18 protein-coding genes, 1 tRNA gene and 1 pseudogene are annotated in these 15885 nt (G+C 34.2%); 11 read left to right on the plus strand and 9 right to left on the minus strand.

Translation table 11 applies throughout. From position 1 onward, the window contains the following. Nucleotides 1-236 precede the first annotated feature (236 nt). Together AAGD63_RS03440 and AAGD63_RS03445 are read left to right on the plus strand one after the other, a co-directional pair. Nucleotides 237-1025 carry a hypothetical protein gene (locus AAGD63_RS03440; protein WP_341813017.1) on the plus strand — a complete coding sequence of 263 codons (789 nt, stop codon included), beginning with the start codon at nt 237-239 and terminating at the stop codon, nt 1023-1025. Nucleotides 1026-1442: 417 nt separating this feature from the next. Beyond that, nucleotides 1443-2228, plus strand: coding sequence for an enoyl-ACP reductase (locus tag AAGD63_RS03445; protein ID WP_341813018.1), 786 nt, complete (start codon nt 1443-1445; stop codon nt 2226-2228). 357 nt (nt 2229-2585) lie between these two features. Here AAGD63_RS03445 and AAGD63_RS03450 read toward each other — a convergent pair whose 3' ends face one another. Further along, a complete protein-coding gene (locus AAGD63_RS03450; RefSeq protein ID WP_264331045.1) occupies nt 2586-3278 on the minus strand; it encodes a hypothetical protein in 693 nt (230 codons plus the stop codon). Nucleotides 3279-3498: 220 nt separating this feature from the next. Further along, nucleotides 3499-3951, minus strand: a complete 453-nt coding sequence (locus AAGD63_RS03455) for a hypothetical protein (protein ID WP_341813019.1) — start codon at nt 3949-3951, stop codon at nt 3499-3501. 190 nt (nt 3952-4141) lie between these two features. Between AAGD63_RS03455 and ychF the strand changes: the two genes are divergently transcribed. Then, nucleotides 4142-5236, plus strand: a complete 1095-nt coding sequence (gene ychF / locus AAGD63_RS03460; protein ID WP_341813020.1) for a redox-regulated ATPase YchF — start codon at nt 4142-4144, stop codon at nt 5234-5236. On the opposite strand, the gene AAGD63_RS03465 is transcribed toward ychF, so the two are convergent. The 4 genes from AAGD63_RS03465 to glpX all read right to left on the minus strand — a co-directional run bounded on the left by AAGD63_RS03465 (nt 5237) and on the right by glpX (nt 7788). Continuing rightward, a complete protein-coding gene (locus AAGD63_RS03465) occupies nt 5237-6079 on the minus strand; it encodes a hypothetical protein (protein WP_341813021.1) in 843 nt (280 codons plus the stop codon). Nucleotides 6080-6106: 27 nt separating this feature from the next. Next, complete coding sequence (locus tag AAGD63_RS03470; RefSeq protein WP_341813022.1) at nt 6107-6451, minus strand: hypothetical protein; 345 nt, start codon at nt 6449-6451, stop codon at nt 6107-6109. After that, nucleotides 6429-6722, minus strand: coding sequence for a hypothetical protein (locus tag AAGD63_RS03475; protein WP_341813023.1), 294 nt, complete (start codon nt 6720-6722; stop codon nt 6429-6431). The genes AAGD63_RS03470 and AAGD63_RS03475 overlap by 23 nt, the downstream gene beginning before the upstream one ends. 142 nt (nt 6723-6864) lie before the next feature. After that, on the minus strand, nt 6865-7788 hold the full coding sequence (gene glpX / locus AAGD63_RS03480) for a class II fructose-bisphosphatase (RefSeq protein ID WP_341813795.1): 924 nt from the start codon (nt 7786-7788) through the stop codon (nt 6865-6867). Nucleotides 7789-7907: 119 nt separating this feature from the next. On the opposite strand from glpX, the gene AAGD63_RS03485 reads away from it, so the two are divergent. Then, nucleotides 7908-8882, plus strand: coding sequence for a hypothetical protein (locus tag AAGD63_RS03485; protein WP_341813024.1), 975 nt, complete (start codon nt 7908-7910; stop codon nt 8880-8882). A gap of 23 nt (nt 8883-8905) precedes the next feature. Beyond that, nucleotides 8906-9754, plus strand: a complete 849-nt coding sequence (locus AAGD63_RS03490; protein WP_341813025.1) for a hypothetical protein — start codon at nt 8906-8908, stop codon at nt 9752-9754. A gap of 66 nt (nt 9755-9820) precedes the next feature. Here AAGD63_RS03490 and AAGD63_RS03495 read toward each other — a convergent pair. Continuing rightward, nucleotides 9821-9894: transfer RNA gene (locus tag AAGD63_RS03495), tRNA-Arg, on the minus strand. A gap of 151 nt (nt 9895-10045) precedes the next feature. Between AAGD63_RS03495 and AAGD63_RS03500 the strand changes: the two genes are divergently transcribed. The 4 genes from AAGD63_RS03500 to AAGD63_RS03515 all read left to right on the plus strand — a co-directional run bounded on the left by AAGD63_RS03500 (nt 10046) and on the right by AAGD63_RS03515 (nt 13525). Next, nucleotides 10046-10783: an ABC transporter ATP-binding protein gene (locus tag AAGD63_RS03500; RefSeq protein WP_341813026.1), complete on the plus strand. Its 738-nt coding sequence runs from the start codon at nt 10046-10048 to the stop codon at nt 10781-10783. Between the two features lie 140 nt (nt 10784-10923). Next, nucleotides 10924-11091, plus strand: a complete 168-nt coding sequence (locus AAGD63_RS03505) for a twin-arginine translocase TatA/TatE family subunit (RefSeq protein ID WP_006013840.1) — start codon at nt 10924-10926, stop codon at nt 11089-11091. 126 nt (nt 11092-11217) lie between these two features. Continuing rightward, nucleotides 11218-11874 carry an exopolysaccharide biosynthesis protein gene (locus tag AAGD63_RS03510; protein ID WP_341813027.1) on the plus strand — a complete coding sequence of 219 codons (657 nt, stop codon included), beginning with the start codon at nt 11218-11220 and terminating at the stop codon, nt 11872-11874. A 304-nt stretch (nt 11875-12178) separates the two neighbouring features. Next, nucleotides 12179-13525, plus strand: coding sequence for an IS110 family transposase (locus AAGD63_RS03515; protein ID WP_341813028.1), 1347 nt, complete (start codon nt 12179-12181; stop codon nt 13523-13525). On the opposite strand, the gene AAGD63_RS03520 is transcribed toward AAGD63_RS03515, so the two are convergent. Both AAGD63_RS03520 and AAGD63_RS03525 read right to left on the minus strand, forming a co-directional pair. After that, nucleotides 13487-13831: a hypothetical protein gene (locus AAGD63_RS03520; RefSeq protein ID WP_341813029.1), complete on the minus strand. Its 345-nt coding sequence runs from the start codon at nt 13829-13831 to the stop codon at nt 13487-13489. The genes AAGD63_RS03515 and AAGD63_RS03520 overlap by 39 nt on opposite strands. A gap of 49 nt (nt 13832-13880) precedes the next feature. Further along, the gene (locus tag AAGD63_RS03525; RefSeq protein ID WP_341813030.1) at nt 13881-14453 is read right to left on the minus strand and encodes a group II intron maturase-specific domain-containing protein; all 573 of its coding nucleotides are present in this window, start codon (nt 14451-14453) and stop codon (nt 13881-13883) included. A 46-nt stretch (nt 14454-14499) separates the two neighbouring features. On the opposite strand from AAGD63_RS03525, the gene AAGD63_RS03530 reads away from it, so the two are divergent. Together AAGD63_RS03530 and AAGD63_RS03535 are read left to right on the plus strand one after the other, a co-directional pair. Then, entirely contained in the window at nt 14500-14982 is a 483-nt protein-coding gene (locus AAGD63_RS03530) for a hypothetical protein (RefSeq protein ID WP_341813031.1), read from the plus strand. A 19-nt stretch (nt 14983-15001) separates the two neighbouring features. Beyond that, nucleotides 15002-15547: pseudogene (locus AAGD63_RS03535) on the plus strand (ankyrin repeat domain-containing protein); the annotation flags it as partial. Between the last annotated feature and the right edge of the window lie 338 nt (nt 15548-15885).

Consider the following 15885-nt stretch of genomic DNA (forward strand, 5'->3'; position numbering starts at 1 on the left):
ACTATTTCTCCTTGTCTGAATGAATACAAAACGATTTTTGGTTACTCACGAAATAGATTTGTCCATTTTGCTCTTATTATTTAAAACGCTTTTATGTCAAATATGTCAAAATTTTTATTTGACATATGTTAAAAACATTCTAAGATAAGGCTATTTATAGAATAAGGGGTATATAATGTTAAGTAATTCTTCTAAAGAAAAAAAACTCTGAGGCTGTTCAAGGAACACCTGGACCAGTGTCAAGTGATAAATCGAATAGGACTTTCAATTTTCCTCCGAATAATAGGGTGAGAGAAGATGATCATCCATTTTTAGGTACCAAACATGACCGCAAAATTGAATATTTAGATTGTGATGATGAAAAGTCAAAAAGGCGAATTCTTGCTGATAGCTCTCCTTATAATTCAGAAAATGAAAATCACGGTAAATATCTAAAAGGCAAGATTATTGATGAAACTAAGCAAGAAATTGCTAAACACATAGAAAACAGTGATGTAGAATCTGTACAGCTTAGAGTGAGAAGTCCAATTAGAACTATGTTGACTGCAAGAATTGTGCTGAATGATAATAAAGGAAAAATAAACATTAGTAATATTTTAACTAATGATTTTTTTGAAAGCAATAGGATAACGGTGGTTACATTGTTGCTACCTGGAGATGAAAAAAGAGGAATGCGTGGACGAGTTGATGAGCATGGAGTAAGAATTTATGAAGTAGCTAATGGCTCATATAACATGACTTTGAATTGGTACGATGAAGAAAAAGAGTGTAAAATGAAAATTAATATTAGTGATGACGGTTCTATCAAGCTTATTGAAAGCAATGGTATCACTTGGGAGCAAATAGCTGCACATAAAGAAGTAAAAGTAGGAAAACAATACGAAGCGAAGTCCTTGCATGATGCACTATCCTACTTACGTAAAGAAGGTTCTGAAATAGTAAAAGTTTCACAGAATCCTTCAACAAGTATGGAAAGTGTGACTATATCAAAACAACTTTCTTTTGCTCAAGGAGTAAGTAAATAAGAAGACTTTATGAGCTGTTTGCAAATGTAGGCAGCTTATATTTCAGTATCCTTATTTCATGTTCTCTAGAGTATTTTCTGTACTTTCTTTATAAAAACCACAGGCGCCAGTGGATTTTTAGCCAAAGTAAAGGTCAAGTATCTGGAATTCTGGACATAAAATCCTCCTGTGTAAAAAAAGTTAGAAAAAAATGCGGTGCATATACGACAGATATACACTGAAGAATACATTTTTTAATAAGTTTGATTAAAAAGTCAGCAGACTAAAGATAGATTTTGAGCTCTTAAAATATCTCTAATTGTAATTATAATTAGATTGAAAATATGCGGAAGTAATTTTTATACGTTAGCTATGTTTTAAAACATAATTGACTTTACTCAGTTAATATTCCAAATTATAAGAAAGGCAAATAATTTTATGGCAACAAGTCTATTGCAGGGCAAAAAAGGGTTAATAACCGGAATAACAAATAAAAGATCAATAGCGTATGGTATAGCAAAGACTCTCTCAGAACATGGAGCTGAGCTTGCAATCACTTATCAAAATGAAACAAAAAAAGAGAAATTATTACCAATAGCAAGTGAATTAAATGTAGAGTTAATATTGCACTGTAATGTTTCAAATGAGGAAACCATAGATAATGCTTTTGAGGAAATAAAGAAAGAATGGAATACTCTTGACTTTTTGGTACATGCAATAGCATTCTCCGATAAAAATGAGCTAAATGGTAAATATGTCAATACTTCACTAAACAACTTTATTAATGCAATGCATATATCGTGCTATTCTTTTACTGCTTTAGCGCAAAGAGCGGAAAAAATGATGTTAAATGGCGGTAGTTTACTTACTTTATCTTACTATGGTGCTGAAAAAGTTATGCCAAATTATAATGTGATGGGTTTATGTAAAGCAGCACTTGAAGCAAGTGTAAAATATATAGCATGTGATCTCGGACCACAGAACATCAGAGTAAATGCAATTTCTGCTGGTCCAATCAGAACTTTGGCATCTTCTGGAATAAGTGACTTTCACTCCATATCGGAATGGAATAGAAGTAATTCTCCACTTAGACGCAATGTTACAATAGAAGATGTTGGCAAGGCAGCACTATACTTATTAAGCGACCTGAGTAGTGGTACAACTGGAGAAATTTTACATGTTGATTCAGGGTATAATGTTGTGGGAATGAAGATAGTAGACTAATACAGTACTGCAGATGCATGTGAAGCCTGTGTTTTTTTGTTATCCGAGTAATTGACATTGGAGCCCAGTATCAGCTACTAGAATGACAACATTTTTTACTTAAGTCTTCGCATATTAACCATAGAGTTATTATTTTACAAGTATTTGTTGCCGCTGATCTTCTATTTTTACTTCTTCCATTTGGGTTAAGAGATTGTGCGTGAGGGTTGCTCTTGAAGTTGCCCTTGTGCAAGGAAAAAGTCTTTTTCCTCCCGATCTTGGAGTTGCTTTGCAAGCAAGAAATCCTATTGTTCTTATGTTTGTTTTGCTAAGACTTTATTCTTATTAAGCAGTGGTTAAAAATGAGCATGGCTTTTATTATAGAATGCCCCCTATAGAAGTATGTTGATAAAATGCTTTTCCTACACGTGCTTCTTCCACACTGCATCTTCTTGATAAGACTGGCTCCTCAAGGCATTTTATACGTTGCTGTACATCATTAATGCACTGCGCTATAACATCACCAATGTTTCCATCAGCATTTTTTGCCAATAACTCATCAAACCTCTTCTCAACCTCTGCTCTCTCAGAGATATCCTTTGAAAGGTTACAATACTCCAAAATTTCATCTAATTGAAGTTCTTTTGCTAATTGAAAGTCTTCTTGCTCTTGAATTTCCTTGGTTATAACCCTAGCTCTAGAGTAATGGTTTCCACCCAGGTATATTACTTCCTTCTTCTTATTGCCCCATAATTCATCTTTCCTTACATACTCAGGATTTATCATGTTTGGGTCTGGTTTATATATTGTCATACCTTCCTGACCCTCAAAATATGCTTCGATTTCAGTATTAGATAAAGAAGCTAAAATAGGGATTTCACCGTGAAAAACAAAATACCCTTGTTTTTGTATTGCTTTGAGGTAAGTCTGATAGAAGTCTTTTTGACCAATAACTGAATCTAATATTCTGTCGTTATTAATTATATATTCCTCTTTATATTTTTCTTTAGTAAGCGTGGTGTCAAGTCTATATGCACAAGACTCAAGCTCTTCCTCTACTCTATTATACAATGTTTCCTCATTTTCTTTCTTTAGTAAATCTTCAATACTAAGTAAATCTCTTTGCTGCGCATTACGCTCATTATATGCATTGGTAGCTTGCTTTATTACTTCATATATTTCATTACAAAATTTTTCATCTTCAGAAAACTTTTCTATAATGTTATTTTTTAAAGCTTTCGTTCTTTCAACACTTTCATTTATTACATTGTCAACTTTTTTATTTATTTCCTCAATGAGCTCTTTTCATCTCTTTTGGTATATTAAGCACTTCCCCAATGTTACTCAATAGATCTACAAAGAATGTTCTCAAGTGTTGCTTAAGAGCATTTGGCATTTTCGGATCATTCAATGATTTAAACTGATTTAAAAATTCGCGCCACTCTTTACGCATTGCTTGAGCTTTGTCAGTTTTGTATACATCAAAACTATTTTTACCAAACACGGCATGGAAAAAGCAATTGCCATCTCCTGCAGTATCACACTTAGCTACTTGACTGCTAGAAAGTTTTTGTTCCACATCACTAACGGACTGCCCTACAACATCACTAAGTTTACCTTCATAGAAATCGTTAGGGTAAGAATTACTATTTAAAAGAGTTATTTCTTGCCCCAAAGCTCTTGAACCTTTTCGGACTTTCAACACCGTGAAGACCACTTGATGATTTCCGTTTCCTAGGTACATTCATTTGCCCTAATATCCTGGGCCTTTTTATTCCAACCTCAACATCATGAAAGTCACTTGGTAGTTTCCGTTTCTTAGCTGTAGTCATAGTTTTTACTTTAATTTAAGCTATATACTAACAAAATTGTAACTAATTAAGTATAGCAGAAATTTTTAAATTATGCAATAGTTATAATTTTACATAGCAAATATGAGCTTTAACTGTGGCATAGTTGGACTGCCAAACATAGGAAAATCAACTTTATTTAATGCACTTACAGAGTCAAGTGCAGCCGAAGCTGCAAACTATCCTTTCTGTACAATTGAGCCAAATGTTGGCAAAGTGCCAATACGAGATCAGCGTTTGAAACAAATTGCCGCAATTGCCCACTCAGAAAAGATAATCTACAATCAACTAGAAGTTGTCGATATTGCAGGCTTGGTTAAGGGTGCAAGCAAAGGTGAAGGACTAGGAAATAAATTTTTGAGTCATATCAGAGAAGTTGATGCCATTGTTCATCTGCTCAGGTGCTTTACGGATGACGATATCAGTCACGTACACAGCACTGTAGATCCAATATCAGATGCTGAAGTAGTGGAAATGGAGTTAATTCTAGCTGATATTGACAGTATAGAAAAAAGGCTACCACAACTTGAAAAAAAAGCAAAGCAAGGTGATAAAGAACTAAAGAAACAGCTTGTGTTGATTCAGGAAGTTTTGGCTACTTTAAAACTCGGTAAACCTGCAAGAAGTTTGAGAAACGTGGACGAAACTGAAATGAAATCGCTTCAACTGCTAACAACAAAGCCTGTTATGTACGTATGTAATGTTGAAGATACAAATGTTATAACTGGCAATGAATTATCTAAAAAGGTAGAGAGAATGGCGAAGGAAAATAAGAGCAAATTTTATTGCATTTCAGCAAAACTCGAAGCCGATATTGCAAATCTTGATAGTGAAGAAGAAAAACAGAGTTTTTTATCAGAATTTGGCTTGCAAGAATCAGGACTTGATGGAGTAGCGCGCATTATGTATGAAGTGCTAAGTATGATAACTTTTTTTACTGTAGGCCCCAAAGAAGCACGGGCATGGCCAGTAAAGATAGGATCAACAGCTGACAAAGCAGCAGGTGTAATTCACACTGATTTTGAGAAAGGCTTTATAAAAGCGGAAACTATAAGCTTTGCAGATTATATAAAATATAGAAGCGAATCAGCATGTAAAGATGCAGGCAAAATTCGCTTCGAAGGCAGAGACTATATAGTGCAAGATGGTGATATAATGCACTTTAGGTTTAATGTGTAATTAACGAAAACGATCATAAGATCTATACTCTGGGTTTGATTTTTCTTCTGCAGATAGCCCTTCAAGCCTAGTCCTAGGAAGATAATGATCATATGCTCCTCCTATACATCCTGCTTGTAATTCCCCTGGTTTTAGTGAATTTAATAAATGACTAGATGGATTAAGCGTTATAATACATTCCTTTTTCTGTGATTGTGCATCTTGCTCCAGATCTCTTTCTAAAAATTCGTACAAAGCTTCACCTTCTATAAGAATATCCTTATTTTGCTTAGCTAATTTCAAAATTTCGTCTAGCTCAACATCTTCATCATTAATAGTTGCCTTCTCAATCTCAAATTCACCAGAATTTACATTTAAACTAATAAAGCAGTTAACAGAATTACCTTTCTCATCTTCTGCACTCCACCTAACTTTGATGTTGCATATTGCATTTTCTTCAAAACAGTAATTTCTTTGTTGCTTATCATTCTTTTCAATCGTTACAATTAGTTTACCATCGCTGTATATTTTTGCTCTTTTTACCTCATTTTTATTTCTTTTCATCCTTTCAATTTTGTCAGTGAAAAGATGGCTGATTTCTAAGCTACACCCAGGCTTAGAAATATTAATACTAAGATGATCATAATGATTAAGAGAACGTTTTGTATATGCGCATGGCACATAACATCCATCAAAAAAGGCAACTGCACTATCAGTTTTGAGAAATTCCTGTCCGTTACTCATCCCTTCTTCGACTCGAAGAAGATATCTACCCAACCTCTTTTTAAAATTCTTTCGCTTGTCTTCAGGAATAGACTTTTCATTCAATATACTTATTATTTCTTTTTGCTTACTTAATACCACATAATTAAAAAGGAAAATGTTCTTATTTCATCGATAATAATTCGCTATTTTGTCAAATGGATCTGCAGGCCAGCCTTTATTATAATTTACGTTATCCTTATCATCTTTACACAAATTATCCTTAAGGCCAAAATTCAATTTTCTAAAATCTGATAATACTTCTTCTACCCTATCTTCAAAAAATTGAAGTTTATTTTGAAATTCTTTCCCATAATTCATTTTCTCATTTATTTTAAGAAGATATTCACTAAATTTCTTCCTAAAATTTTCTTGATCTTTGTGGTCAAGCCTCTGATCTAATATATCTGTTATGTATTTTCGCTTATTCAATATTACGTAGTTAAAAAGGTCACTTTTTTTTCCTCCTTTCATAATCTTCTGCTATTTTGTTAAAATACTTACTATCATTATAATCCAATTTTTCGAAGTCTTGGAGCACGTTTTTTACATCATCCTCACTAAATTGAAGATTTATTTGAGGAGGCGCGTCAGTTCTACTTTGATCATCAAGTTGAGGATTTTTTTTAGTAGATTGGACTAATAAACTTTCTGTGCTGTTAGAGAAAGAATGATTATTTTCTTCAGATTGAGAACTTTTCTTTTTAGACGTATTAGTAAAAAAATTAGTTAGTGAACTAAACATTAAGCATCTCTTAGTATTACTATTTAACTATAACTTAATGCCAAATGTTGTAAAGCTAAAATTAATATGTAAATTCATTTTTTAAGACAATTATAAGTATCTTCCTTCTATAAAAATTTTATAATCAGCATATGACAAATGTTTAAGATATTGATTTTGTTTGTATTTTTATTACTTTACCAGGCAATATTATTAATGAATGAGTCAGACAAATATCTTGGTCAAACTTTACTCCATCCACAAACTCTCCATTTGTTACTCCAGTTGCAATGAACACTGATTCACTTCTTGTCATGTCTTTCACGGTGTAGATTTTTTCTGGGTCAGTGATATTCAAATTTTTTGCTCTTTCTTTTAATTGATCCGTGTCAAATATTAATCTTCCTTCTATCTGCCCACCGATTGAGCTTAGCGCTGCTGCTGCAAGCACTCCTTCTGGAGCTCCACCTGTTCCAATATACATATCGTGATTGCCATTTATTAGCGAAACTATGGCTGCAACATCACCGTCATCTATTAATTTCACTTTTGCTCCTAGCTTCCTAATTTTTGCTATTAATTCATCATGTCTTTCACGTTTAAGTACAGTTACTATAAGATCACTTGCTTTACATCCTTTTGCCTTGGCTAAATTGTCCAGATTCTTCTCAATCCTATTTTTTAGTGAGACTACACCCTCTGGGAGATTTTTTCCCACTGCTATCTTTTCCATATAAACATCAGGTGCATGTAAAAAATTACCTTTTTTTGTTGCAGCAAGAACAGACATTGCCCCTTGTTTATAATGAGCACAAATCGTAGTGCCCTCAAGTGGATCAACAGCGATGTCAATGTCAGGGCCACTTCCTGTGCCAACTTTTTCTCCGATATATAGCATCGGTGCTTCGTCCCTCTCCCCTTCCCCAATCACAATTGTACCATTTATTTCTATTGAGTTTAGCACCGTACGCATTGCATCAACTGCAACCTGATCGGCCTTTTTTTCATTACCAAGGCCTGCCAATTTATATGCAGCAAGTGCTGCAGCTTCGGTTACTTTCACTAACTTATAAGCTAAATCTTCCATCATTTACTCGAGAATCATAAATCAATATATATCATGCCATTTGAGACTGCAAGATTACTTGACTGAATAATGAAAAAGTTGATATAATAAGCATATAGCAATAATAGTAAGATTTGAATATGATCGGTAATTTAACTTATGAAGATGTAAAGAAATTTGTAACTGATAATCCTAATATAGCTGCTCAGGAATTTGGTGAGAAGCTAAAACAAAGTGGGCCAACAGATGCAAAGATTTGTGATTTGTTTATGGATATTCTCCGCTCAGGGAAAAGCAGTATTTTAAATGATTATGATACATTTCTAAAAATTGTTGAATTGCTCGCAAAGTCAAATATTAAAATTGATATTGGAGATACTACTTCTAAAACTGTATTAGATTACGCTGTGTCAGGTGGAAAACCTAACGTTATAAAGATATTTTTGGATAGCGGTAAATTTGATCAAGAAAGAAAATCGAATGCTTTGTTGACCGCCGTTAATGAAGGTAAAGTTCAAGAGTTTGAGATATTTTTAGATTACATAGATCATACGAAAATACTAGAGGTTCTTAACACAGCTCCTCACAATGAGAGCACTGAAGTTATGAAGATACTCTTGAATAACAAAAGATTTACTGGAAAAGAGAAAGTTCAAGCTTTGAGTAATGCCTCTGTAGATGGCGACCTACCAAAAGTTAAGTTACTTTTAAAGTATATGACAGGTATACCAGAAGATGGTATAAGAAATCTTCTAAAAATAATTGAAGAAGGGAAATTATCACTTAGAAAAGAACTTAAAATAGATTCTGAATTTAAAGTCGATTTCAGCAATTCTGATCACAATAAATATCTCTCAAGCTGTGTAATAATTGCACTGCTTAGATCAGCAATAAACAAAAAAGAGAAGAAAAACACACCTGATGGAGCGGAGTCCAATGTCAGTAATACAAACACTGGTCTCACGCTAAATAATGATGACATTAGGAATCTGTGTCTTGATATAGATAGGGTTACAAAACAGGATAGCACAGTTACTAGTTTTGAAGATTTGCAAAAAAGGTTAAGAAGGGAGAGAATTAATCTTCAGAGCAAATGTAAAAAAATGCTGTACTAGAATATGCAATTAAAGATCAAAATTTGAACGTTATAAAATTTCTCTTACAAAATGGAATGACCATCATCAATGCAATCGGTCAAGAAGGAAGGTATTACGTTAGCAAAATTGAAGGAGAAAAATCTATATTATGCTTTGTTGTCTCTTACACTGATGATGACAATGCTGAGATTCTGAGCACGTTACTGCAAAGTGTTAATGCAGAGCAATCAAAACTAGATCCTGAAAGTGAATTGTACAGATTATATCAACAGTTAAAGGATGATGCATTCTGCACTGCTATTGCAGAAAATAATTCTGTAGCAGCAACAGTGCTAATACAGAACGATCAAGAAACACGCGCATCAGCAGTAAACAAGGATGAAATACCTGTAGTAACAGGGACTGACCAGGTTGTTACTACGCCAAGCGTAGAAGAAAATAGAACAGAACTTAACAAAAATATTAGTAATAAACCTACGGCAACAGCGCCTCCAGTTAGTACTAATGGTAATAATAACAAAAATGAAGCACCTGTATCAACAAGGACTGGCCCAACTGTCACACCAAATAATGATAAGAAAGCTAACGGCTTTGTAGAGGCTCAATTTTCTCCACCACATGAAAAAGAAACTAAATACAAAAAAAGTAAGGAGAGTTTTTACACCTCATTAAGGAGTGATGTTGTTGGAGTTGTTATTGCAGGATTGTTTGTTGCTGCTGCTGTGACGGTTCCATCTTTAGCTGGTGCATTAGTTTGCAGTGTCCTAGCTATTTTAGTTGTAATGGTAACTGGATTACATGTAAAAAATTTTACACTTCCAAGTTACAGCGAAATGAGAGAAAATAAGGTTGAACCTGTAAATTCAAGTTTGAGAAACCATGCAATCTAGCTCCTAGAATCACTTTTCAAACCAATTATAATTTCTTGATTGTTAAACCACTTTATCAAAATTAAGTGGGACTAGTGCGATTCGAACGCACGGCCTTCGGATTAGGAATCCAACGCTCTATCCTACTGAGCTATAGTCCCATGTCTTCTGCTATTTATGCAAAATTATAGCAAAAAGTCTCGCATTTTTCTAGGCACCCTGTACAATTAATTCACAATAATAAAAAATATTTCTGTATTTCTTGAATGTAATACTGTTATATTTAATAATACGATTCCAATTGAAAGATTAATGCTAGTTAACAATATTAATTACTTTTATAGCAATCAAGATGGCTTTGCTTTAAGCAACATCAACATTCAAGTGAAGAAAGGAAGTGTTGCCTGTTTACTAGGTCATTCTGGCTGTGGCAAGTCAACAATTCTAAAATTAATCGCAGGAATAGAAAATCCAAAATCTGGAACCATTGTTATAAATGATAAATTAGTTGCAAGTAACAAAGTGTCAATTGCTATAGAGCGTAGAAATATCGGATTGATTTTTCAGCATTCTGCATTATTTCCTCATAAAACAGTAATAGAAAATATAACTTTTACTATTTGCAGTACTTCTAAGAAAGAAAAATACCTTACTGCATTGGAAATCTTAAAGCTATTTAATATAGAAAAATATGAAAACATGTACCCTCATGCTTTATCAGGAGGACAGCAACAATTAGTTGCAATAGCAAGAGTAATGGCGCAAAATCCTGATGTTGTTTTGCTCGATGAACCATTTTCTAATTTAGATATACTGCTCAAATATCGAATAAGGCACCATATATTGTCACTTTTTAGAAGCAAAAATATTCCTGTACTCATGGTAACTCATGACCCGCAAGAAGCGTTGAAAGTTGCAGATTTTATTTACGTGATGAAAAATGGTAAAATTATTCAATCAGGAGTTCCTAGCTACATATACCACAGACCTAAAGATGATACGTTAGCAAAATTTTTTAGTGAGCTTCCTTTTACTCTACAGCTAAACTAAACTTAATGTTAGACTAAAACTATTATAAGATAATTAAAAACTCTTGATTTATAATTCAATAAAAGTGATATAATTTATGTATCCCTTGGCTTCAGTCAAGTTTTAATACCTAAAAGTTAATATTTTCAACGGAGGTACAAATGAGTTTAGGTCCATGGCAGCTGTTTCTAGTCTTAATAATAATCTTAGTTCTGTTTGGTGCAGGTAGGTTACCACAAGTTATGGGTGATTTAGGCAAGGGCATTAAAAACCTTAAACAAGAACTTAAGGATTCAGAGAAACTATCATCTAATGAACCAGATCGTTAGCTTCCTTATGTTTCGTGACACGCACTAAAGTGCGTGTCATTTGTTTAAACAAGGCTAAAGAATTGAAGAGGTATAACTGAAATATATTAATAATTACGTTAGTTAGAGTGTTATTAAAGGGCAATTATGCAAAAAAGTGCGAAACTGAGCAAAGATAAAAAATTGGCTTCTGATATTCTAAAAGAGGTTGCAGATACCAATAACAACGATAGTGATAAAGTAACATTGTTCGACATCAAAACAGCTTTAAATGAGCGCGGTTTTGGTATTTTAATAATCATCTTCTCTTTACCGCTATCAGTACCTATACCTGTTCCACCTGGCTATACAACCATTCTTTCTATACCTTTAATCTTATTTTCACTGCAGCTTCTATTTGGGTTTGATTCTCCTTGGATGCCTAATTGGCTAGAAAGGAAATCTTTTCAACGGTCAACACTAGCTCTCGTGGTAGAGAAAACTTCACCTATATTAAAAAAAATAGAAAAGTTCATGAAACCAAGAATGTCTTTTATTTTTCTTGGTCCGGGTGAAAAGATTCTAGCATTTATGATGTTGCTTTGTGCAATAATAATAGCTCTTCCATTACCTTTTACTCACTTCCTTCCTGCAATTGGTATAACTCTTATTTCACTCGGCATTATGGGTAAAGATGGATTTTTATCTACGTTAGGAGTGTTAGTTTCATTCTGTGCGTTATTGGTTACCCTTATTGTAATAGTTAAAGGACCAAAACTTATAGCCGGAACACTTTCTCTTCTTAAAAGCTTTACAAAACTTTAATAAAAGCCTGAACAGACGAAATCTATAAAACCAAAAAGAAACTCTTTCTCTTTACTTTATGTTTTAAAGAAACTCTTTCTCTTTACTTTATGTTTTTTGGATATAGTTTTACGAAGAAGCGCTTCTGCAGCTATAACCGAAACAATCAATGGTGCTATAAATGCCCGTTTGAAAGCATGGTTTTGGGGGAAACGGTAAAGCCATTGATGGAGTTCTTTCTGGACTACCTCGTTTAGAAGATTGTATAACCTAACCGTCCCAAGCTGAAGTGCTTCTTATCATAATAGTATAGGAGGAATTTTATATGGCAGAAGCAAAAAGTAAATTAAAAATAATAAACCCTGACGCATCAGGGATTGATATTGGCTCGACTGTACATTATGTATGTGCACCTGAAGGAAGAGATGAACAACGTATCCAAAAATTTGGGTGCTTTACAGTAGATCTACACAACTTAGCAAAGTGGTTAAAAAAGTGTCAGGTTAGAACTGTGGCCATGGAGTCAACTGGAGTATATTGGATTCCCTTATTTCAAATATTAGAATCATATAAATTTGAGGTAAAACTAGTAAATGCGCGACATGTCAAAAATGTGCCTGGTAGAAAGTCTGATGTTCAGGATTGTCAATGGCTGCAACAATTGCACAGCTATGGACTGCTTCAAGGATCATTTAGACCGGATAATCAAATGTGTGTATTGCGTAGTTACGTTAGACAACGTGCTAATCTAATTGAAAATGCAGCTAAACATACTCAACGTATGCAAAAAGCGCTAATTCAAATGAATATTCAATTGCATAAGGTTATTAGTGATATCAACGGTTTAACAGGCATGAAAATTATTAAAGCAATAATTGAAGGAGAGAAAGACCCCCAAAAACTAGCTGAATTTAGAAATTCAAACATGAAGAATGACAAGCCTACTATAGCAAAAGCATTAACAGGAGACTATAGAGAAGAACACTTGTTTGCACTAAAACAAGAATATGCAGCATATACTTTTTTTCAAGAGCAAATAACGGAATGTGATAAAAGTATAGAGAGTTACTATAAAACATTTGAGGCAAAGTCAAATGAGAACAGGATGTTGAATAAAATACGAAAGTGGAAGCAGAAGAATGGTCCAGATTTTGCTGCGGATGAGGATTTAAATCGAATAACCGGGATAGATTTTACTAAAGTCCCGGGATTTGATGTATTAAGTGTACAAACTATCATTTCGGAAACAGGTATAAATCATAATAAATGGCCAACAGAAAAACATTTTTCTTCCTGGCTTGGATTAAGCCCTGCTAATAAAATTACAGGAGGAAAAATTGTTGGAACAGGAACTCGTAAAGTTATTAACCGCGCTGCGAATGCATTTCGAATGGCTGCCCATTGTGTGTTGAGAAGCAAAAGTGCAATAGGTGCATATAGTAGAAGGCTGAAAAAAAGGCTAGGAGCACCAAAAGCAATAACTGCGACAGCAAGGAAATTAGCATGTATCTTTTATCAAATGTTGAAATATGGACAAGAATATGTAGAGAAAGGAATAAACTATTATGAAACACTTTACAAAGAGAGAGTAGTCAAAAATTTGCTTAAAAAAGCAAAGGAATTTGGTTATATACTAATGAAAGAGGAGCCGATAGATGAAAAAGGTTCTTAGGAGTTTGTTAGAAGATTGCTGATTATCAAGGTACACACAACCCCTCTCACCCATATCTACTACTTCTCTACCTTGAAATATGTATACTGGATAACCATCATGTTCCTTTGGTTTTCTCTTAATAACAGCTTGCTTGCTTTTAATATTTAAATCGATTTTTTTATGTTCTACAAGCCGCTTAGCCATAAACTCTAAATATTGATGTTCCTCGTTATTACTAGTAACAAAAGCTGAAATAATGCACATCAAAGGTATCATTCCATCCTCAAAAGCGTTAAGGAGAGTAGACCAGTGGAACTTCCCCACCAGTCTCTCGCAAAACTGTACGTAAACCTCTTGATTTATACAGCTTCCATTATTCAGCCTTTTGGCCTAACCCTAGTGTCCAGTGATAGAAAATATCCGGAGACCTCTTTCTCACCTTTCCTAGAAATTGTCTTGCTAGTCTTCCGTGACTCCTGAGTCTCTTATATTTCCTTTTCACCCACTTTTCTAGATGCCGCTCTATATTCTTTAGAGATTTGTATACTTCAGTTCTGTAAAATTTGCCATAGTACTGATACCAGCCTCTGACTATTGGATTTACTTTTCCTGACATCTCCTCTAATGTTATATGCGTATTTCGTAGCATTTTCCATGACCTTATGGTTGTAGTAATCTTTTTCTTGGCCTTGTTGCTAATTGCTGGGAGAAATGAGACAAAATATTTCCCTATTTTATTTCTTGCTAACCTGGGTCTGAATGTGTAACCCAGAAAATCAAAACTTTGTTTAGGAAATCCACCACTCCTATTGTCATCCTTACAGTACACTATCTGTGTCTTTTCAGGATGTAATTTCAACTTATACTCAGCCAATCTTTCTTCGATCATTACTTTCACAAACTCTGCCTGTTTCTCTGTTCTGCAGTGTACTATCGCATCATCCACTTCAGAGACTCAAGAAGAAAACTCGTAAAAAATAGGCAAAAAAAAAGTGAAAATCACGCAAACAGAATGGGCAAGAGAGATAGGAGTATCAAAGCAATACGTCTGTTATTTAGTAAAAAAAGGAATAGTTAAGTTGGAGGATGGTTTGATCAATAGAGAACAAGCAAATGAAGCAGTAGCGGCAATAAGAGATCCAAGTCAGCCACTGAGGAGGAAAAATCCAGAAAACGAAAATACAAGTAACCTTTCCACGATGTTGCTAAAAACTAGAATAAAAAATGAAATGGAACGAGGTAAACTGCTTGAGGCGAAAGCTAAGGCTGAGATAGGAGAACTTGTAGCAGTAGAGGAGGTAAAGCGCGATGCATTTAATGTAGCAAGAGTTGTACGTAATAATCTGCTTAATACTCCAAATAGAGTCTCAGCATTGCTTGCATCACTGAGTGAAACTGAAAAGATTCATATGGCGCTAACTGAAGAGATTACAAACTCATTACAAGAATTATCTAATACTAAATTTCAAATATAAAAAAGATTTTGAATATAAAATGACTGATAACTTAAGTTTGGAGTTAATAAAGTGTCTCATTAATCAACCTGGATTAGATGTAAATGTTAGAGGATTAAACGGGAAAACCCCACTACATTGCGCTATAGAATTTGATGAATTAAGCATGGTAGATTTGTTACTCACAAAAAAGAATATCAATCCTTTCGTAGAAGATAATGATGGTAAAACATCTCTTGACTATGCTAAAGAAGGGAAAAAAGCAGAAATATTACAAGCGCTAATTAATAACAAGTACGGGTCAGAACAAGATAGCTTACTTCATTTAGCTGCAATGATAGGTGAAGTTAATGCAGTTAGATATTTGATAGGAAAAGGTATTGACGTTAATGTACGAAATGCTTTGCATCATACGCCATTACATCTAGCAGCAGGAATAGGACATGCAGAAGTTGTAAAGATTTTGATAAGAGAAGGAAAAGCTGAAATCGAGGTTTTTGATGCACGAAATCAGACACCGATGCACTATGCAGTTAACAACAAAAAATTGGAGATAGTAAAGTTATTACTGGAGCTAGGAGCAGATGGTGTGCCGTAGAGATACAAAGAATGTTCAAGTAAGAGCAAACTAAGTGCAAAAGCTGCACAGTAGATGAGGGTAGGTCCCTCGGAGCCGGTTTACAAGAGCAGGCTTCAAACAACCATAAGCTGCTTTGGTAAGGTAGTGAGCGTTATGGAAAAGGCATAATTATATGTCATGTAAGGAATAGAGAGATGAACGAAAGTGAACCACTGATGAAGTGTCGAAACCTTTTAAATGACGTCAAAACCAGGGGGTCGTTTGTAACCTGGGATAAATCTATCGGGAGCTTGTTTACTGGATAGATGGCGTCCGGCATAAAGGTGGCATGAATCCATTTCAGG

Origin of the sequence: Wolbachia endosymbiont (group B) of Germaria angustata, assembly GCF_964026725.1 — a bacterium.
Taxonomy (GTDB): Bacteria; Pseudomonadota; Alphaproteobacteria; order Rickettsiales; family Anaplasmataceae; genus Wolbachia; species Wolbachia pipientis_C.